Source organism: Agrococcus sp. UYP10 (genome assembly GCF_040547205.1).
GTDB lineage: Bacteria > Actinomycetota > Actinomycetes > Actinomycetales > Microbacteriaceae > Agrococcus > Agrococcus jenensis.
In genome coordinates, this window is the sequence record NZ_JBEPPG010000001.1 from 1,215,715 (window position 1) to 1,233,916 (window position 18,202).

At 72.5% G+C, this 18,202-nt stretch carries 22 protein-coding genes; 9 read left to right on the top strand and 13 right to left on the bottom strand.

Annotated features, from left to right (window positions below; all coding sequences use genetic code 11):
* The first annotated feature begins 100 nt into the window (after positions 1-100).
* Genes ABIB37_RS06020 through ABIB37_RS06030 form a run of 3 tightly spaced genes read left to right on the top strand, consistent with a single transcriptional unit; the run spans position 101 to position 2,162 of the window.
* Positions 101-1,012: a hypothetical protein gene (locus ABIB37_RS06020; RefSeq protein ID WP_354258005.1), complete on the top strand. Its 912-nt coding sequence runs from the start codon at positions 101-103 to the stop codon at positions 1,010-1,012.
* The gene (locus ABIB37_RS06025) at positions 1,009-1,485 is read left to right on the top strand and encodes a phage holin family protein (RefSeq protein WP_502914033.1); all 477 of its coding nucleotides are present in this window, start codon (positions 1,009-1,011) and stop codon (positions 1,483-1,485) included. The genes ABIB37_RS06020 and ABIB37_RS06025 overlap by 4 nt, the downstream gene beginning before the upstream one ends.
* Entirely contained in the window at positions 1,482-2,162 is a 681-nt protein-coding gene (locus ABIB37_RS06030) for a DUF3618 domain-containing protein (protein ID WP_354258008.1), read from the top strand. Before ABIB37_RS06025 ends, ABIB37_RS06030 begins: the two co-directional genes overlap by 4 nt.
* 75 nt (positions 2,163-2,237) lie before the next feature.
* Here ABIB37_RS06030 and ABIB37_RS06035 read toward each other — a convergent pair whose 3' ends face one another.
* Entirely contained in the window at positions 2,238-3,350 is a 1,113-nt protein-coding gene (locus ABIB37_RS06035) for a threonine aldolase family protein (protein ID WP_354258011.1), read from the bottom strand.
* Between the two features lie 99 nt (positions 3,351-3,449).
* On the opposite strand from ABIB37_RS06035, the gene ABIB37_RS06040 reads away from it, so the two are divergent.
* The 3 genes from ABIB37_RS06040 (at position 3,450) to ABIB37_RS06050 (ending at position 5,544) form a co-directional block, all read left to right on the top strand.
* On the top strand, positions 3,450-3,755 hold the full coding sequence (locus ABIB37_RS06040) for a hypothetical protein (RefSeq protein ID WP_354258014.1): 306 nt from the start codon (positions 3,450-3,452) through the stop codon (positions 3,753-3,755).
* A 42-nt stretch (positions 3,756-3,797) separates the two neighbouring features.
* Positions 3,798-5,150 (top strand): cryptochrome/photolyase family protein, encoded by a 1,353-nt coding sequence (locus ABIB37_RS06045; protein ID WP_354258017.1) that lies wholly within the window; start codon positions 3,798-3,800, stop codon positions 5,148-5,150.
* Positions 5,151-5,271: 121 nt separating this feature from the next.
* The gene (locus ABIB37_RS06050; RefSeq protein WP_354258020.1) at positions 5,272-5,544 is read left to right on the top strand and encodes a hypothetical protein; all 273 of its coding nucleotides are present in this window, start codon (positions 5,272-5,274) and stop codon (positions 5,542-5,544) included.
* Between the two features lie 60 nt (positions 5,545-5,604).
* On the opposite strand, the gene ABIB37_RS06055 is transcribed toward ABIB37_RS06050, so the two are convergent.
* The 5 genes from ABIB37_RS06055 to ABIB37_RS06075 form a co-directional block, all read right to left on the bottom strand.
* A complete protein-coding gene (locus ABIB37_RS06055) occupies positions 5,605-6,339 on the bottom strand; it encodes a hypothetical protein (RefSeq protein WP_354258023.1) in 735 nt (244 codons plus the stop codon).
* Positions 6,340-6,350: 11 nt separating this feature from the next.
* Positions 6,351-7,268, bottom strand: a complete 918-nt coding sequence (locus ABIB37_RS06060; RefSeq protein ID WP_354258026.1) for an ABC transporter ATP-binding protein — start codon at positions 7,266-7,268, stop codon at positions 6,351-6,353.
* A complete protein-coding gene (locus ABIB37_RS06065; protein ID WP_354258029.1) occupies positions 7,265-7,624 on the bottom strand; it encodes a GntR family transcriptional regulator in 360 nt (119 codons plus the stop codon). Before ABIB37_RS06065 ends, ABIB37_RS06060 begins: the two co-directional genes overlap by 4 nt.
* A gap of 214 nt (positions 7,625-7,838) precedes the next feature.
* Complete coding sequence (locus ABIB37_RS06070) at positions 7,839-8,960, bottom strand: ABC transporter permease (protein ID WP_354258031.1); 1,122 nt, start codon at positions 8,958-8,960, stop codon at positions 7,839-7,841.
* A complete protein-coding gene (locus ABIB37_RS06075) occupies positions 8,957-9,838 on the bottom strand; it encodes an ABC transporter ATP-binding protein (RefSeq protein WP_354258033.1) in 882 nt (293 codons plus the stop codon). The genes ABIB37_RS06070 and ABIB37_RS06075 overlap by 4 nt, the downstream gene beginning before the upstream one ends.
* Before the next feature lie 145 nt (positions 9,839-9,983).
* On the opposite strand from ABIB37_RS06075, the gene ABIB37_RS06080 reads away from it, so the two are divergent.
* A complete protein-coding gene (locus ABIB37_RS06080; protein ID WP_354258035.1) occupies positions 9,984-10,655 on the top strand; it encodes a hypothetical protein in 672 nt (223 codons plus the stop codon).
* A gap of 19 nt (positions 10,656-10,674) precedes the next feature.
* Here ABIB37_RS06080 and ABIB37_RS06085 read toward each other — a convergent pair whose 3' ends face one another.
* The 4 genes from ABIB37_RS06085 to ABIB37_RS06100 are packed head-to-tail and all read right to left on the bottom strand — an operon-like array spanning position 10,675 to position 12,723.
* A complete protein-coding gene (locus ABIB37_RS06085) occupies positions 10,675-11,238 on the bottom strand; it encodes a dihydrofolate reductase family protein (RefSeq protein ID WP_354258038.1) in 564 nt (187 codons plus the stop codon).
* The gene (locus ABIB37_RS06090) at positions 11,235-11,816 is read right to left on the bottom strand and encodes a dihydrofolate reductase family protein (protein ID WP_354258041.1); all 582 of its coding nucleotides are present in this window, start codon (positions 11,814-11,816) and stop codon (positions 11,235-11,237) included. Before ABIB37_RS06090 ends, ABIB37_RS06085 begins: the two co-directional genes overlap by 4 nt.
* Positions 11,813-12,277 carry an SRPBCC family protein gene (locus tag ABIB37_RS06095; RefSeq protein ID WP_354258044.1) on the bottom strand — a complete coding sequence of 155 codons (465 nt, stop codon included), beginning with the start codon at positions 12,275-12,277 and terminating at the stop codon, positions 11,813-11,815. Before ABIB37_RS06095 ends, ABIB37_RS06090 begins: the two co-directional genes overlap by 4 nt.
* Positions 12,277-12,723, bottom strand: a complete 447-nt coding sequence (locus tag ABIB37_RS06100) for an ArsR/SmtB family transcription factor (RefSeq protein WP_354258047.1) — start codon at positions 12,721-12,723, stop codon at positions 12,277-12,279. Before ABIB37_RS06100 ends, ABIB37_RS06095 begins: the two co-directional genes overlap by 1 nt.
* A gap of 111 nt (positions 12,724-12,834) precedes the next feature.
* Between ABIB37_RS06100 and ABIB37_RS06105 the strand changes: the two genes are divergently transcribed.
* Positions 12,835-13,704: a DUF72 domain-containing protein gene (locus ABIB37_RS06105; RefSeq protein ID WP_354258050.1), complete on the top strand. Its 870-nt coding sequence runs from the start codon at positions 12,835-12,837 to the stop codon at positions 13,702-13,704.
* 13 nt (positions 13,705-13,717) lie between these two features.
* Here ABIB37_RS06105 and ABIB37_RS06110 read toward each other — a convergent pair whose 3' ends face one another.
* Positions 13,718-14,044, bottom strand: coding sequence for a DUF2834 domain-containing protein (locus tag ABIB37_RS06110; protein ID WP_354258053.1), 327 nt, complete (start codon positions 14,042-14,044; stop codon positions 13,718-13,720).
* A 49-nt stretch (positions 14,045-14,093) separates the two neighbouring features.
* Positions 14,094-14,783 carry a response regulator gene (locus ABIB37_RS06115; protein ID WP_354258056.1) on the bottom strand — a complete coding sequence of 230 codons (690 nt, stop codon included), beginning with the start codon at positions 14,781-14,783 and terminating at the stop codon, positions 14,094-14,096.
* Positions 14,784-14,931: 148 nt separating this feature from the next.
* On the opposite strand from ABIB37_RS06115, the gene ABIB37_RS06120 reads away from it, so the two are divergent.
* Entirely contained in the window at positions 14,932-16,638 is a 1,707-nt protein-coding gene (locus ABIB37_RS06120; RefSeq protein ID WP_354258058.1) for a cell wall-binding repeat-containing protein, read from the top strand.
* A gap of 54 nt (positions 16,639-16,692) precedes the next feature.
* Here ABIB37_RS06120 and ABIB37_RS06125 read toward each other — a convergent pair whose 3' ends face one another.
* The gene (locus ABIB37_RS06125) at positions 16,693-18,051 is read right to left on the bottom strand and encodes a sensor histidine kinase (protein ID WP_354258061.1); all 1,359 of its coding nucleotides are present in this window, start codon (positions 18,049-18,051) and stop codon (positions 16,693-16,695) included.
* Between the last annotated feature and the right edge of the window lie 151 nt (positions 18,052-18,202).

The following is an 18,202-nucleotide window of genomic DNA, read 5'->3' on the forward strand; positions in this document are numbered from 1 at the left end:
AGACGTCTTCAGGCCAGTGCGGATGCAACGTTCAGGAATGGGGTACAGAGTCCATAGGAGCAGGGGGACAACCTCCCGCGTCAACAGGATTGGATGACTCATGACCGACGCATACCAGCCCAATGACCCGCTCCGTCGGCCCGCTGGGCTCCCGCCCGAGGCTGAGGCGGTCTTCGACAGCCCGACCGTGCCGGTAGCGGCCACGCCCGCGACGGGCACCACCGTGCCGCCCATCACGACCACGCCGTCGACCGGCAGCGGGCAGACCTCGGGCGTGAAGGACTCCGCCAGGGACGTGAAGGACACCGCCAAGGAGGAGGCCGCCAACGTGGGCGAGTCCGCCAAGGACGCCGCAGGCCGCGTCGCGGGCACCGCGAAGGACGAGGCGCGCAACGTCGCCACCGAGGCGAAGCAGCAGGCTCGCCAGCTGCTCGACACGACGCTCCAGGAGGCGCGCAGCCAGGCCTCGACGCAGCAGCACCGCGCCGCCGACGGCCTCCGCACCATCGCGAACGACCTCAGCTCGCTGTCGTCGGGCAGCGGCGGCACGGACGGCATCGCGTCCCAGCTCATCGGCGAGGTCGGCAGCCGCGTGGAGTCGGCCGCGAGCTGGATCAGCGAGCGCGAGCCCGCGGACCTGCTCGAGGAGCTCAAGCGCTACGCGCGTCGCCACCCGGTGACGTTCATCGCCATCTCGGGCGTCGCAGGCCTGCTGGTCGGTCGCCTCACGAGCGGCCTCATCGCGGGCGCCAAGGAGGAGCGGGCTGCCACGGCCGGCACGACCGGCCCGACGTACGGCACCACCACGACCGGCTCGGCGTATGGCACCGGCACGGCCTACGGCTCCGACTCGGCGTACAGCTCCGACTACGCCACCGGCACGACCGGTGACGTCACCACGCCGCGGCACTTCGCAGCCGGCACCGACACCTGGGCCGACGAGCCCCTGACCGGCACCGCCGCGGACGACGCCATCTACGGGACCCGTCCCACGGAGGAGCGCGGGCTGTGAGCAGCTCCGAGTACGGCGCGCCCGGCGCGCATGCCGCCCACGAGGACCCGGTCGTCGCGGCCGCCACGAACGACGCGGAGCGTCGAGCGGCGCAGCAGTCGGTCGGCGACATCGTCGGCGACCTGATGCAGGACGTCTCCGCCCTCATGCGCGATGAGATCGCGCTCGCGAAGGCGGAGGGCATCGAGCAGGCGAAGCGCGCCGGCAAGGGTGCAGGGATGCTGGGAGGCGCTGGCTACGCCGGTCACCTCGTGGTCCTGTTCCTGTCGCTGACGCTGATGTTCGTCCTCGGCGGCCTGCTCGACCACCTCGGATGGGGCGCGCTCATCGTCGCCATCATCTGGGCCGTGGTCGCCCTCGTGCTCTTCCTGCAGGGCCGCAAGGCGCTCAAGCAGGTGGAGCCGATGCCCGAGACGGTCGACTCCGTCAAGCACATCCCCGATGCACTGCACACCAAGGAGGAGAACCGATGACTGAGACACCCGAGGAGATCCGCGCGCGGATCGACCGCACCCGCAACGAGGTCAGCGGCGACGTGGACGCGCTCGCCGAGAAGGTCTCGCCCAGCAGCATGGTCGACCGCCAGGCGACGCGAGCCAAGGCCGCGATCGGCGACGTCAAGGAGCGCCTGTTCGGCAGCGACCACCCCGCTGACTCCGGAGCCGTCGGCCGCGTGGGCGACCGCGTCGGCGACAGCGTGCACGGTGCCGTCGGCAACGTGCAGGGCGCCGTCGGCCGTGTCGGCGAGGGTGCGCAGGACGCCGCGCAGACCGTCGCCCGCAAGGCGAAGGGCAACCCGCTCGCCGTCGGCCTCATCGCCTTCGGCGTCGGCGCGCTCATCGCGTCGCTGATCCCGGCGAGCGAGCCCGAGAAGCAGGCCGCCGCCAAGGTCAAGGAGGGCGCCCAGCCCCTCGTGGAGGAGGCGAAGGACGTCGCCAAGGAGGCGGGCGAGCACCTGAAGCAGCCCGCGCAGGACGCCGCGCAGTCGGTCAAGGAGACGGCGCAGGACGCCACGGCCACCGTCAAGGACGAGGCGCAGGGCGCCGCCGGCCAGGTCAAGGACGACGCGCAGCAGGCGAAGGACCGCGTGCAGGGCGAGGCGCAGCAGGCGAAGGACCGCGTGCAGGGCGAGGCGCAGTCCGGCTCCTGATCCAGCAGGACGAACAGCCACGGGGCCCCGGCGGAGTACCGCCGGGGCCCCGATGGCGTCCGGGCCCCGACCGGGTCAGCTCGTGGGCGGGAAGGGCGCGGCGGGGAGGGGCTCCTCGGGCGTCGCGGCCTCGACCGGCTCCCCGCCGACGGCCTCGCGCACGGCCTCCGCGAGCGCATCCACGTCGGCCTCGGTCGTGTCCCAGGTGCACATCCAGCGCACCTCGCCGGCGGCGGCATCCCAGTCGTAGAAGAAGAACGCCTCGCGCACCGCATCGGCGACGCCCTCGGGCAAGCGCGCGAACACGCCGTTCGACTGCGTCGGGTAGGCGAACGAGACGCCGGGCAGCTGCTCGACCGCGGTGCGCAGCCTGGCCGCCATCGCGTTGGCGTGCACCGCGTTCTCGCGCCACAGCTCGCCCTCGAAGAGCGCGACGAGCTGCGCCGAGATGAAGCGCATCTTCGATGCGAGCTGCATGTTGAGCTTCCGCAGGTAGACGAGCCCGTGGCCCGCGCGCTCGGACAGCACGACGACCGCCTCCGCGCCCATCGCCCCGTTCTTCGTGCCGCCGAGCGAGAGGATGTCGACCCCGGCATCCGTCGTGAACGCCCGCAGCGGCTGGTCGAGCGCGACTGCCGCGTTGGCGATGCGGGCACCGTCGACGTGCAGCAGCATGCCCTTCGCGTGCGCGTGGTCGGCGATCGCGCGGATCTCGTCGGCTGTATAGAGCGTGCCGAGCTCGGTCGACTGCGTGATCGACACGGCGAGCGGCTGCGCGCGGTGCTCGTCGCCGTAGCCCCACGCCTCGAGGTCGATGAGCTCGGGCGTCAGCTTGCCGTCGGGCGTCGGCACGGTGAGCAGCTTCATGCCGCCGACGCGCTCTGGCGCCCCGCCCTCGTCGACGTTGATGTGCGCGGTCTTCGCGGCCACGACGGCGCCCCAGCGGGGGAGCAGCGACTGCAGGGCGAGCACGTTCGCGCCCGTGCCGTTGAAGACCGGGAACGCCTCGGCCTGCTCGCCGAAGTGGCGCCGCACGACCTCCTGCAGGTGCGCGGTGTACTCGTCGGCGCCGTAGGCGGTCTGGTGGCCGCCGTTCGCCGCGGCGATCGCGGCGAGCACCTCGGGATGCACGCCGGAGTAGTTGTCGGATGCGAAGCCGCGGCGGTCCGCGTCGTGGAGCGTCTGCACGGTTCCATCCTGGCAGGCGTCCAGGGCGGTTCCAGGTCGGGGGACGAGAGTGCTGTGCGCCAGCGGCGCCGCCGGCGCCGCGCGAGGATCGGAGTGGACATGTCTGACGAGACCGACCAGGCACGCGTGCCGGAGGGTGCGGGCGCCGTGCTCCCGGACGACGCGATCCCGGCGTCGGCCGACAGCCTGGGCGCGGCCGAGTGGCCGGCAGGCGAGGCGGACGAGCCGCAGGGGCAGCACGAGGTGCAGTCCGGTGACGGCGGCCGGGTGGCGGGCACCGCGTCGGCGGAGGACGAGCGCCTGCGGGCGGATCGCGAGACGGACGACGGCGAGCTGACGCCGAGCGACCCGTCGAGCGTCGACCAGGGGAAGCCGCCGGCGAACCTCGCCGAGCCGCTGCGCTGAGCGCACATCGGGCATCCGGCGGGCGGGCAGTAGCCTGCCCGCATGGGTGCCCAGATCGTGTGGTTCCGTCGCGACCTGCGGGTGCAGGACCATCCCGCGCTCGTGGCGGCCGCCACGGCCGGTGAGGTGCTGCCCGTCTTCATCGTCGACCCCGCGTTCGTCGGCGCGGGCACCGCGCGCGCCGCGGCGCTGCGCACCGCACTCGCCGCCCTGAGCACGGCCACCAAGGGTGCGCTCGTCGTGCGCGAGGGCGCACCCGAGCAGGTGCTGCGCGAGCTCGTCGACGAGGCGGCGGCGGATGCCGTGCACATCTCGGGCGAGTCGACGCCCGGCGGTCGCCGGCGCGATGCGCGCGTGGAGCAGGCGCTCGACGTGCCGCTCGTCGCGACGGGCACGCCTTACGCCGTCTCCCCTGGTCGCGTGCGGAAGGCCGACGGCTCGCCCTTCCGCGTCTTCACGCCCTTCTCGCGCGCGTGGCTCGCGCACGGCTGGCGCGCGCCCGCCGAGCTGCCGGACGCCGTGCGATGGCTGCGGGGGATCGAGGGCGAGCCGCTGCCCGCGGTGCCCGAGACCGAGGCGGAGCTGTCGTGGGCCGCGGAGGACACGGCCCTCGAGCGGTGGGCCGCCTTCCTCGACGGGCCCATCGACGACTACGACGAGCATCGCGACCGCCCCGACCTGGACGGCACGTCGCGGCTCTCGATCGCGCTGAAGCTCGGCACCGTGCATCCGCGCACGCTGCTCGCCGACCTCGACCGCACCGCGCCGAGGCGGAGCAAGGCCGCGCAGCGCTCGCTCAAGCGGTTCCAGGCCGAGATCGCCTGGCGCGAGTTCTACGCGGATGTGCTGTGGCACCACCCGCGGTCCGCGTGGCGCGACTTCGGAGACCAGCTGCGCGGCATGGCCTACGACGAGCCGGGCGAGGGCTTCGAGGCGTGGTGCGAGGGCCGGACGGGCTTCCCGTTCGTCGACGCGGGCATGCGGCAGCTGCGCTCGCAGGGCTGGATGCACAACCGGGTGCGGATGGTGACGGCGAGCTTCCTCACGAAGGACCTGCACGTGTGGTGGGTGCATGGCGCCCGGTTCTTCCAGGAGCAGCTCGCGGACGGCGACCTCGCCTCGAACAGCCACGGCTGGCAGTGGACGGCGGGGACGGGCACGGATGCGGCGCCCTACTTCCGCGTCTTCAACCCGGTCGTGCAGGGCCAGCGCTACGACCCCGACGGCGAGTACGTGCGGCGCTGGGTGCCCGAGCTCCGGCACATCGCAGGCGCGGCGGTGCACGAGCCGTGGAAGGTCGCGGACGGGTACGCACACGGCTACCCGGAGCGCATCCTCGATCACGCCGCCGAGCGGCAGGAGGCCCTCGACCGCCTCGCCGCGGTGAAGGCCTGAGCCGGCGCTCGCGCGCGGTGCCGGTCGCGCTGTCAGTGGCGATCCAGGTTGCCGGAGAAGACTCGCGGCGCGGAAGCAGCGGCACCGACCGGTGCCGTCCGCGCAGCAGGAGGGAGACCCGATGACGGACGCATCGCAGAGCGGCGACGAGCTGCAGCCCGGCGGCACCACCGGCGCCGAGCACGACGGCGGGATCCAGCAGGTGGCCGCGGAGTCGCAGGACGCGCTCGACGAGGCGCTCGACGGCCCGTCGCGGTGGGGCGCCGACCGGCCCATCAGCGGCGAGCCGACCGATCCGCTCGCCGGCTCCGGCGCCCCGACCGAGGGTGCGGGCGAGCCGCAGCAGGCGGTCGCCGCTGACGACGACGACGCCGCCGAGGGCGCAGCGCCCTAGCGAGACGAGCGGGGCCCGCCCGAGTCGACGACTCGGGCGGGCCCTTGCTGCGTGATCGGCTCAGCGAGCCTGAGCGCGGCGCACGAGCGCGAGCCAGACGGCCGCCCCGACCGCCCCGAGGAGGGCGACGACGCCCATCCACGGCAGCCAGCCCATCATCCCGACGTCGACCGCGAAGCCGCGGAACGGCTCCGAGAGCACGAGTCCTGCCGAGAAGGCCAGCACCACGATCGCGAGCGCGATCCAGAAGACCCAGAGGAACGACTGCCCCCAGCGGTGGAAGGCGGTGGTGATCGCGGCGCCGACGAGCATCACCGAGAGGATGAGCAGGAACGTCTGCACGAGCGTCTGCCACCACTCGCCGGTGCCGGTGAAGTGCGTGTCGAAGAAGCGGATGCCGAGCCCGAAGCCGCCGGTCGCGACCTCGATCACCTTGCCGATGGTGATGATCACCGCGTAGAAGGCCGCGTTGCCGGCGAAGACGAGCGCGGTGCCGGTCGCGAACTCGCGGCGGGTGAGGCCGAGGCCGAGCGCGAGCGGGAAGTACTGCCCCATCGCGGTGAAGCCGAAGCCGATCAGCGGGCCGAGCAGCGCGAAGATCGCGCCGTTCCACTGCATGCCCATGTTCATGCCGGCGCGCGCCTGGGCGCCATCCCCGGCTGCGGCGGCGACGTTCACGACGAGCGCGCCGATGATGAGCACGACGATGAGGGACAGCAGCATGATGACGAGCGGCCAGCCGAAGGCCTGCAGCTTGTTGACGGTGTGGAGCTGGACGACGTTGCGGATGCGCATGACGGTGCCTCTCAGGAGGTCGCGACGTCGGTCGCGGAACGGGTGCCGATGGGCTGCTCGGCGGCTGCGGCGTTCGCCGTGGTGAGGTGCACGAAGAGTGCCTGGAGCGAGACCTGGCTCACGTCGAGGCCGGCCTCGCGAGCGGCGCGCTCGTCGCCGGCGTGCGCGGTGAACGTGGCCGTGGCGAGGGTGCCGAGCACGGTGCGCTCGAGCACGTCGCGGTCCGACAGGAACGCATCCACGTCGGCCGCGCGGCCGGAGACCGCGATCGCCGCGTGGTGCAGCTCGTCGGTGTCGGCGTCGAGCAGCACGCGCCCCTCGTCGAGGATGATGACGTGCTCGAGGAGGTTCGCCACCTCGTCGATGTGGTGCGTCGAGAGCACGACGGTGCGCGGATGCTCGCTGAAGTCGGCGAGCAGGCGGTCGTAGAACATCCGCCGGGCGACCGCGTCGAGCCCGAGGTAGGGCTCGTCGAAGAACGTCAGCGGTGCGCGGGAGGCGAGCCCCACGACGATGCCGATCGCCGACAGTTGGCCGCGCGAGAGCTTCTTGATCATGCGCTTGACCGGCAGGCGGAACTCGTCGACGAGCCGGTCGGCGAACGACTGGTCCCAGTTCGGGTAGGCGCCGGCCGCGACCCGCAGCACGTCGATCGCGCGGAACGTGTCGGGGTACTTCTGGCTCTCCTGGATGAAGCACGTCTGCATGAGCACGTCGGCGTTCTCGACCGGGCTCGCGCCGAGCACCTCCATGGTGCCGTCGGTCGCGAAGACCTGGCCGGTGAGCAGCTGCATGAGCGTGGTCTTGCCGGCGCCGTTGCGGCCGAGGAGGCCGTGGATGCGGTGCTCCTCGAGCGCGATCGAGACGCCGTCGAGGGCGCGCACCTCGGGGTAGTGCTTGGACAGCTGGCGGGTGACGATGGCGGTCATCGGACGGCTTCCTTCGTGATCATGTCCGCGAGGTCCTCGGCAGAGATGCCGAGCTGTGCTGCCTCGCGGAGCAGGGGTGCGATGAACTGGTCTTGGAACGCGAACCTCCGGCGCTGCCGGAGCGCTTCGCGAGCGCCTGGGGCGACGAACATGCCGATCCCTCTCCTCTTGATGAGCACCCCGGCGTCGACCAGCAGGCTGAAGCCCTTGCCGGCGGTCGCGGGGTTGATGCGGAGGAATGCTGCGAGCTCGTTCGTCGAGGGCACGGGGTCGTTCTCGGCGTAGGTGCCGTCGAGGATCCCGTCCTCGATCTGCTCTGCCACTGCTACGAACAGCGGCTTGCTGTCGTCGAGCATGCTGCTTCCTTCGGTCGGTGGGTCGGATGTGCGCACATCCGGGAGCGTGCGGGTCGCTGAGGCGTTCCGCGCTACTCCGTTGGTTCATTACTCGACTAATGAACCATGCAACCTCGACGGTGTCAACCCATCTGCGGGATCACGTCCCGGAGATCGCGAATGGCCCCGTTCCGGGCAGGAGCGGGGCCATCTGCGACCATCCGACGGACGACGGCTACACCTTCAGCGCGTCCTTCCACTTCACGGCCGAGCCGGTCTTGAGCAGCGACCGCTCGTAGACCTTCGCGGCGAAGACGATCACGAGGATGGTCGAGACCACCAGGATCGCGAGCGAGAGGAACGGCTCCCACCACTCCATCGTGCCGAGGTAGACGCGCATCGGCACCGCGACCGGCGACGAGAACGGCACGTACGACATGATCTGCAGCGCGAGCGGGTTGTTGTTGAAGATGATCACGAGGAAGTACGGGATCATGATCAGCATGATGAGCGGGCTCGTCGCGGAGCCCAGGTCCTCGGCGCGGGAGACGAGCGCCGCCGCCGCCGCGTAGAGCGCCGCGAGCATGATGAAGCCGACGGTGAAGAGCACCACGAACCACACGATCGGCATGCCGAGCCCGTCGAGCAGCAGCTGAGAGCCGGTGATGGCGCCGCCCAGCAGCACCACCGCCGCGATGAGCAGGATCTGCCCGAACGCCAGGATCGAGTTGCCGATCACCTTCCCGGCCAGGATGGCGCGGGCCGGCACCGTCGCGAGCATGATCTCGACGATGCGCGACGCCTTCTCCTCGACGACCGAGTTGGCGATCGTCTGGCCGAACGTCATCGCCGACATGAAGAAGACGAGGCCGAAGGCGAGGCCGATGAAGTAGGTCAGCATCGGGTCTGGCGCGCTGGGGTCGAGCAGCTCGAGGTCGGGCGTGATGCTGAGCAGCTGGAGCAGGCTCGAGGGCGCCTCGCGGTCACCGATGACGACGAGCCCGGACGGGCCGTCGCCCGCGATGACGCCGGCGTCGACCGAGCCGTCGCGCACGGCGTCGCGCACGGCATCCGCGCTGTCGGCGGGGACGACGGCGACGCCGTCGAGCTGCTCGAGCGTCGGCGCGAGCTCCGACGTGGTGGCGACGTCGGTGTCCTCGTCGAACAGCTGCGGGCCGACCGACGAGAAGAGCACCGCGCCGAACACCAGCGCGAGCGTGATGATCGTCGAGATGATGAACGCCTTCGAGCGCAGCTGCGTCATGATCTCCCGCTGCGCGACGATCCCGACGGCCTGCGCGAAGCGCGTGCGCCCGCGGGTGTTCGTGCCCGGGGCGCGGGTGGTGGTGGTGCTCATCGGATGACCTCCTGGAAGATCTCGGTCAGCGGTCGGATGGAGGGGGCGAAGCTGCGGACGGTGCCGCGCTCGATCGCCTCGCGCAGCACGCGGTCGGCGTCGTCGTCGGTGGGGGCGGTGAAGCGCACGTGACCGCCGTCGAACTCGATGACCTCGATGCCGCGGATGCCGCGCACGAAGCCCGCGTCGTCGGTCTCGAGCACCCACTCGGGCCGCGCGTGGGCAGAGCGGATCTGCTCGCGCGTGCCTGCCGCGCGCACCTCGCCGCCGGCGAGGATGACGAGCGAGTCGCACAGGCGCTCGACGAGGTCGAGCTGGTGGCTCGAGAAGAGCACCGGGGCGCCGCTGCGGGCGACGTCGCGGAGCACCTCGACCGTCGTCTCGACGGCCATCGGGTCGAGCCCGGAGAACGGCTCGTCGAGCACGAGCGCGGTGGGCTCGTGCACGAGCGCCGCGGCGATCTGCGCGCGCTGCTGGTTGCCGAGGCTGAGCGACTCGAGCTTGTCGTCCCGGCGCTCACCGAGGCCCAGCTGCTCGAGCAGGTCTGCAGCGCGGGTCGACGCGTGCGCCGAGCTGAGGCCGTGCAGGCGGCCGAGGTACACGAGCTGCTCGTGCACCTTCATCTTCGGGTAGAGGCCGCGCTCCTCCGGCATGTAGCCGAACTGCGCGCGGTCATCGGCGGTGATGGGGCGGTCGTCGACGAGCACCTCGCCGGTGCTCGGCGTGAGCACGCCGAGGATGATGCGCATGGTCGTGGTCTTGCCTGCGCCGTTGGCGCCGACGAAGCCGGTCATCAGGCCGTTCTGCACGTCGAAGCTGACGTCGTTGAGCGCCCGGTGCCCGTTGAAGGAGCGGGAGATCGATCGGATGGAGAGCATGCTCCGACGCTACGTCGGCGGCCTCGCGCCGGCCTCCCCCTGACGGCTGGACTTGCGGCTCCGCCGTGCGGGGGAGCGGGGGCGGCGGCTCCGCCGAGCGGCCCCCGGACTGGTGCGCGCGGCGTCGATCGGCCAGGCTGGCCGCATGGACTTCGCCGAGCCCGACGGCCCGCTGGACGACCCGCCGACCCTCGACGCGGTGTCGGCCGAGTTCCCCGTGCGGCTCGCGACGCTCGTGGCCCAGCCGAGCATCCGCGAGACCGGCGTGAGCACGATCGCGTCGAGCAGCGACGGCGGACCGTTCCAGCTCGACGCCGCCGCCATCTCCTACGCGATCCTCTGGAACCCCGACGACCTCGACGACCCGATCAACCACGTGCGGCTCTCGCCCGACCTCGAGGCGGCGCTCGCGGATCCGTCGCCCCGACTGCCCCCGACGGCCGTCGAGTGGATGCGCTGGATGCGCTTCCCCGCGGCGTACGAGGCGGTGCAGACGGTCGTGCCGCGCGACGACGAGTCGGTCGCCGACGTCCTCGCCCTGCACATGCGCAACGTGATCGGCAACACCTTCCGCGAGGAGCGGGATCCGACGCCGCACGAGCCCGACGCCTTCATCGACGAGCCCTCGGCGCTCGACGCCGTCCCGAGCTCCATCCTCATCGACGGCGAGGAGGTCGCCTGCGTCGAGATCGGCGACGAGCACGTCGTCGGCATCGGCGTGGGGCTGGGCGACGCGGTGGCCGCGGTCGTGTGGCCGAGGCACCTGCTCCCGCTCGTGCGCCTCGAGCTGACGCGACGACCGCGGCCGGACGAGTGACCGGCGGCCCGCGCCGCGGCTAGCCCGAGGCGACCGGCCGGTACCGCAGGTTCACCTCCGCGGTGGGGTCGTCGCCGTTCACGAGCGACAGCCGGATGGGCGTGCCGCCCGGCGCGTGGTGCAGCCAGATGCCGTCGCCGAGCAGGATCGGCGCGATATGCAGGTCGATCTCGTCGATGAGCCCCCGCTCGAGCAGCTGGCTGCCGATCGAGGGCGAGAGCACCTCGAGGTTCTTGCCGGCGGCCGCCTCGAGCCCGATCCGCACCGCCTCTGCCACGTCGCAGTCGAGGAAGGTCACGCCGTCCACCGGCTGCGCGTCCTCCGGGTGGTGCGTCAGCACGAAGAGCGGCCCCTGCCACGCCCCGCCGTACGTCATGCTCGGGTCGGGGAACATGTCCCAGCCGACGCGACCGCCGAGCACGGCGCCGGTCGTCTCGACGTACTCGTCGATGAGCCCGTCGCGGTTCGTGATGCCGCTCATCCAGTCCATCGCGTGCTCGGGCCCCGCCACGAAGCCGTCGAGCGACATCGTGAAGTGCCACAGCACCTTGCCGCCTGCGGTCTGCGGCTCCGTGTCCCTCATCGCCCGCCTCCCTCGACCGCGTACTCCGTGACGACGTGCCCTGCCGGATGCGCGACCGACGACTCGAGCCGCAGCAGCCGCAGCCCGAGCGACGGCGGCGTGAAGCGCAGTCCGTCGCCGATGAGCGCGGGCGTCGTGCGCAGCCGGAGCCGGTCGACGAGGCCCGCGTCGAGCAGCGCGTCGGCGAGCGACAGCGATCCCCAGACGATGATCGAGCCGAACCGGCCCTTGAGCGCCCGCACGGCATCCGCCGCCGTCGGGTCGGGCCGCACGACCTCGATCTCGCCGTCACCCCACGGAGCGCGCTCGAGCGTGGCCGAGAGCACGAGCTTCGGCAGTCGCGCGATCGGCTCGGCGACGCGCTCCACCGCCGGATCGGCGGTCGGCCAGTAGGCGGCGAACATCTCGTACGTGCGCCGGCCGAGCAGGATCGCGTCGACGCCCTCGAGCATCGTCAGCTGGCCCTCGTCCGAGATGTCGCCGTCCGGCGTCGTCGCCTCGACGAAGCGCATGCCGCCGTCGGGCTCGGCTGCGAAGCCGTCGGCCGAGACGATCTGCTCGACGATGAGGCCGCTCACGATGAGCGCTCGCTCGTCGTCGCGAGGGCGTCGTCGAGCTCCTCCAAGGCCTCGGTCCAGCCGTGGAAGACGCTCTGCTCGCTCACGCGGTCCTCGTCGACGCCCGACAGGTGGAAGCTCATCTCGCACCGGCCGCCCTCGAGCTCGGTCAGGTCGACCGTGATCTGCATGGCGTCGGCGACCGCGTCGCCGGGGTCCGCCCACGAGAAGCGCAGCCGCTCGGGCTCCCGCACCTCCAGGTACTCGCCGCCGGTCGGGTACTCGCTGCCGTCGGGCGCGATCATCAGGTACTCGTAGCGGCCCCCGACCCGCAGGTCGATCCGCACCGACTCGGGCGGCACGGCCACCTCGTGCGGATGCCACCACTGCGCGGCGATCGTCGGGTCGGTCCATGCCCGCCAGACCGCTGCCCTGGGCGCGTCGAACGTGCGCGTGATCGTGAACTGCTTCGTTGCGGTCATCACTGCTCCTTCGGGTCGCCGACGGATGCGTCGGCCTGGTCGGACGTGCTGGTGCCGGATGGCCCGGCGTCGGATGCTGCGTCGTGGGCGTCGCTCGCGCTGCCAGCGCTGGGCTCGCCGGCGACCAGCGCGGCAAGCGTCTCGTCGAGCCGGTCGAAGCGCGACTGCCATGCGGCGCGGTGCTCGGTGACCCACTGCTCGGCGTCGTCGAGCCCCTCGGGGCGAAGCGCGCAGCTGCGCCACTGCCCCTGCCGGGTGCGCTCGATGAGGCCGGCCTGCTCGAGCACGCCGAGGTGCTGCGAGACCGCCGGCCGGCTCATCGCGAACGGCTCGGCGAGCTCGCCGACGGTCGCGGCGCCGGCTGCGAGTCGCTCGAGCATCGCGCGCCGGGTCGGGTCGGCGAGCGCGAAGAAGATGCGGCTGAGGGGATCGGTCGCGATCGGCACTGCGCACCTCCTTGCGTAAGCAACTACTTACATGGTGCGCCGGCCGGTCGGTGGAGTCAACCCCGAGTCGGTGCTGAGCGGGCTCTCGGCGGCCGGTGCGAAGGTGGGCGCATGGAGGAGGAGCGCCGCGAGACCGCGCCGGCCGCCCGCGCGCGCGTCGGCATCTCCGGCTGGCGCTACGCCGAGTGGCGCGGCGACTTCTACCCGCGCGGGCTGCCGCAGCGTCGCGAGCTCGAGCACGTCGGCGAGCGGATGTCGTCGCTCGAGCTCAACGGCTCGTTCTACTCGCTGCAGCGCCCGGCCAGCTACGAGCGCTGGCGCGACGCAGTGCCCGACGACTTCGTCTTCGCGGTGAAGGGATCGCGCTACATCACCCACATGCTGCGGCTGCGGGGCGTCGAGGCGGCGATGGCGAACTTCTTCGCGTCGGGCGTGCTCGCGCTCGGCGCCAAGCTCGGGCCGTTCCTCTGGCAGCTGCCCGAGCGCGAGGAGTTCGACGCCGAGGGGCTCGACCGGTTCCTCGCGGGCCTGCCGCGGTCGACGGGCGAGGCGCTCGAGCTCGCGCGACGCCACGACGACCGGATGCAGGGACGCGCGTGGCTCGAGGAGGTGCCCGACGTGCCGCTGCGTCACGCGCTCGAGCCGAGGGCGCGCTCGTTCGAGGATCCGGCCGCGGCCGAGCTGCTGCGGCACCACGGGGTCGCGCTCACCGTCGCCGACACGGCAGATCGCTGGCCGGCGTTCGGCGAGGTCACCGCCGATTTCGCCTACGTGCGCCTGCACGGCTCGCGCGAGCTCTACGCGAGCGGCTACACGCCCGACGAGCTCGACGCGTGGGCGGAGCGCATCCGCGGGTGGGTGCGCGGCGCTGGCACGCCCGACGGCTCTCCGCGCGACGTCTACGTCTACTTCGACAACGACATCCACGGGCACGCGCCGCACGACGCGATGGCGCTGGCGCAGCGCGTCGAGCCGACCTGATCTCCCGGGTCGGTCAGCGCTCCGGCGACGCCCGCCGGTGCAGCGCGACCGCGCGCATCCCGAGGAAGAGCGGGAAGGTGAAGGCGATCGCGATGACGGCACCCAGCACGACGAGCACCCACACCCAGCGCGCCCATCCGAGCCGGACGCCCTCGACGATCATGAAGATCGAGGCCGCGACCGCGACTACGAGCAGGTCGATCGACGCCGAGGCGCTCGCGGCGTTCGCGAACCATCCCTCGAGGTAGCCGAGCCCGCCGGGGTCGGCGAAGAACGCGATGTTGTACCACCACGTGCCGACCAGGCCGGCCGCAGAGAGCGCGAACCACACGATCGCCACCGCGGGGATGCGCCGCGCGCGAGGCTCCGACGCGGGCGCGCGGACGGGCTCAGGCACGAGGCGCGACCACCCCGTGCTCGTACGCCCAGATGACGGCGTGGATGCGGTCGCGGATGCCGAGCTTGAGCAGCACGTTCGACACGTGCGTCTTCACGGTCGCCTCGCCGACGAACAGCTCGCGAGCGATCTCGGCGTTCGACCGACCGCGCGCGAGGAGCAGCAGCGTCTCGCGCTCGCGGTCGGTGAGGTCGACGAGCACCGGGCTCGGCGGAGCGGCGAGCATCTCGCCGGTCGTGACCGCGGCGTCCGTCGAGCCCGACGCGCCGGCGAAGCGCTCGATGACGCGGCGGGTCACCTCCGGCGAGAGCAGTGCGTCGCCGCGCGCGAGCGCGTGCACGGCATCGATGAGCTGCTCGGGCTCGGCCGTCTTCAGCAGGAACCCGGAGGCGCCGGCAGAGAGCGCGTCGAACAGGAAGTCGTCGCGGTCGAAGGTCGTCAGCATGAGCACCGCGGCGTGGCCGTCGGCAGCGCAGATCGCCCGCGTCGCATCGAGGCCGTCCATCACGGGCATCTGCACGTCCATGCAGATCACGTCGGGCTGCAGCTCGGCGGCGAGGCGCACGCCCTCGGCGCCGTCCTTCGCCTGGCCGACCACGTCGAACCCGGGCTCGCTCGAGAGGATCGTCTCGAAGCCGGCGCGCACGAGCGCCTGGTCGTCCACCAGCAGGATGCGCGTCACGCGTCCCACGCTACCGGCGCCGCGGCCACGGATCGGGCGCCCCATCCGCCGACCAATCCCTCGACGCCTGCCGAGTGCGCACATATGCTGAAAGCAACCTCCTCCTGCGTGAACGCCCGAAGCTTGCGCCCGATCGAACGGCCCGCCGATGCGCCTTCGCCCTCGTCTCGTCGCTGTCGCGGCCCTCACCGCGCTCGTCGCCGGTCTGCTGACGGTCACCCCGCCCGCCGGCACCGGTGGCAGCGCCACTGCCGCCGTGGCGGCCGACTTCGAGGCCGGCTACCTCGTCTCCGACGAGCAGTTCTACGACGGTGGCGCGATGACGGCCGCGCAGGTGCAGGCGTTCATCGACGCGAAGCACGCGGGCTGCGCGGCCGGGTACACGTGCCTCGACACCTACAGCCAGAAGACCCCGTCGATCGCGGCAGACGCCTACTGCGGAGCGATGACGGGGAGGGCGAACGAGTCGGCCGCGAGCATCATCGCTCGCGTCGGGCAGGCCTGCGACATCTCGCAGCGATTCCTGCTCGTGCTGCTGCAGAAGGAGCAGACGCTCGTGACGCACCCGTCACCGAGCGCCTCGCGCTACGAGAAGGCGACCGGATTCGGCTGCCCCGACACCGCGCCGTGCGATGCGAGCGTCGCCGGATTCTTCTACCAGGTCTACTACGGCGCCCGGCAGTTCCAGCGCTACGCGGCACACCCCGAGCGCTACAACCACCGCGCCGGCGTCGTGAACCAGATCCGCTACGACACCGAGGTGGCATGCGGTTCGAGCCCGGTGCTCATCCGCAACCTCGCCACGGCGGGGCTCTACAACTACACGCCCTACCAGCCCAACGCGGCTGCGCTCGCGAACCTCTACGGCACGGGCGACTCGTGCTCCGCCTACGGCAACCGCAACACCTGGCGCATCTGGACGGACTGGTTCGGCGACCCGACCGAGCCGCTGCCGAGCGCGCAGCGCATCGCGGGCGCCGACCGGTACGCCACGTCGGTCGAGATCTCGCGCCGCGCGTTCCCGACGGGTGCTCCCGTGGTCTACCTCGCGAGCGGGGAGAACTTCCCGGACGGCCTCGCTGCGGGGCCTGCGGCCGCGCACGCCGGCGGACCGGTGCTGCTGACGCCGAGGGGCTCGGCCATGCCGGCCGTGCTCGCCGAGATCCAGCGGCTCAACCCTGCGGAGGTCGTCATCGTCGGCGGCGAGCCGTCGGTGTCGGCGGCGGTCGAGGATGCGGTGCGCGCGCTCGCGCCCGCCCGAACGGTGTTGCGGCTCGGCGGCACCGACCGCTTCCACACCAGCAGGCTCGTCGCCGAGCACGCCTTCGACTCGGCGGATGCGGCGTTCGTCGCGACCGGCCTGAAGTTTCCGGACGCGCTCGCCGCGGGTCCGGCCGCGGCGTTCCGCGGCGGGCCGGTGCTGCTGGTCGACGGCGGCAGCGGCTCGCTCGACGCAGCGACGCGCGCGACGCTGCAGGGGCTCGGCGTCGACTGGGCGGGCATCGTCGGCGACGGCACCTCGGTGTCGACCGGGGTCGCCAACGGGCTCTCGGCGGCCGTCCCGAGCGTCGTCCGCTACGCGGGGGCCGACCGCTTCGCGACCGCGGCGCAGCTCGCCGACGTCTTCGACGCGGTGAGCACCGTCTACATCGCGAGCGGCACGGACTTCCCCGACGCGCTGGCCGGCGCGGCCGCGGCGGGGGCAGAGGGCGCGCCGATGCTGCTCGCCCGGCGCGAGTGCATGCCGGCCGTCAGCCGCAGCGCGCTCCTCGGCTCGGGCGCCGACGAGGTGCTGATCCTGGGTGGCCTGCCCACGCTCAGCGCGGCGACCGCTGCGTACACCCGCTGCCCCTGACATCCGGCTGTTGAGCGTTTGCGTCCGAGTTGCGCTGCACTCGGACGCAAACCCTCAACGGGCGGATGCGTCGGCTCCCGTGGGCGCGTCGGCGGGTGCGGCGCTGGCGGGGGTCTCGGTGCTGGCGGTGGCTGCCGGGTCGCCAGCGGAGGCTGATGCCTCGTCGGCGAGAGCCGGCGTCGCCTCGTCGGCGCGCACCGGACCGGGGCTCGGCACGCGCGCCCGCACGAGCCAACCGCCGCGGGATCGCGGCCCCACCTCGAGCGATCCGCCGAGCGCGGCGATGCGCTCGCGCATGCCCATGAGACCGGCGCCCGCGCCGTGCGTCCCGGCGGCGCCGCCGCGGCCGTCGTCGGTGACCTCGACCTCGATCTCGTCGTCGAGATAGCGCAGGCGCACGTCGACCCGCGCGACCGGACCGGCGTGCTTGCGCGAGTTCGTGAGCGCCTCCTGCACGATGCGGTAGACCGTGAGGCCCACCATCGACGTCACGGGCCGCGGGGTGCCGATCGACTGCAGCTCGATCCGCTGCCCGCTCTCGCGCGCCGACTCGACGAGCGCGGGCAGCGCGTCGAGCTCGGGCGCCGCCGACGTGCCGTCGTCCTCCGATCGCAGCGTCACCACGAGCGAGCGCAGCTCGCCGATCGCGTCGCGCGCCGACTGCTCGACGTGCCGCAGCGCATCCGCCGCCTTCACGGGGTCGCGGTCGAGCACTCGCCGGGCGGCACCCGCCTGCACACCCATCGCCGACACGTGGTGGGCGACGACGTCGTGCAGCTCGCGCGCGATCCGCAGCCGCTCGAGCGAGACCGCCTGCTCGGCGAGCCGGTCCTGCTGCGCCTGGATCTCGGCGTGTGCGGCGTCGAGCGCCTCCCGCTCGACCGCGCTGCGCCACGCCCGGTCGCCGAAGACCCAGCCGGCGCCGAAGTAGGCGGCGTTGATGACGATCTGGATGATCAGGAAGGCGAAGAACGCCGAGACTCCGCGTTCGCCCGTCTCCGGGTCGAAGAAGCCGCGGACGGCCGACGAGGCGAGCCAGACCGCCATCGCGATCACGATGACGAGCCGCGACCAGAAGGCCCGGCGGCGGTCGGCATCCCACGCGCCGATCGAGTAGAAGCCCATGAAGAGGCTCACCTGCGAGGCGTACAGCTCGAGCACCGCCGCCTCGCCGGCCACGATGTAGATGGCGATCTGCGCGATCGACACCGGCAGCGGATGCACGCGGCGCAGCACGAGCGGCGCCGGCAGCAGCACGGCGGCCAGCAGCGGCGCCCAGATCGGCACGTCGGCGAACTGCAGGCCGGTCATGGCGCTGAGCGCCACCATGACGCAGCCGATGAGCGCGAGCGCGACGGCCAGCACCAGGTCGGCGCGCAGCGAGCTCGCGTCAGGGGCGCGGCGGACGGACATGGCGTCCAGCGTAGGCGCGCGGATGCGTCGGCCGCCTCCGCCGCCCGGCGGGCGGCCCGCCGTGGTCGCCTCCGCCTCGCGGGGGAGTTCCGAAAGGATGTGCGGCGGAGCGGCACGCGGCCTGCACTATCCCGCCGGCGCCCCGCTCAGC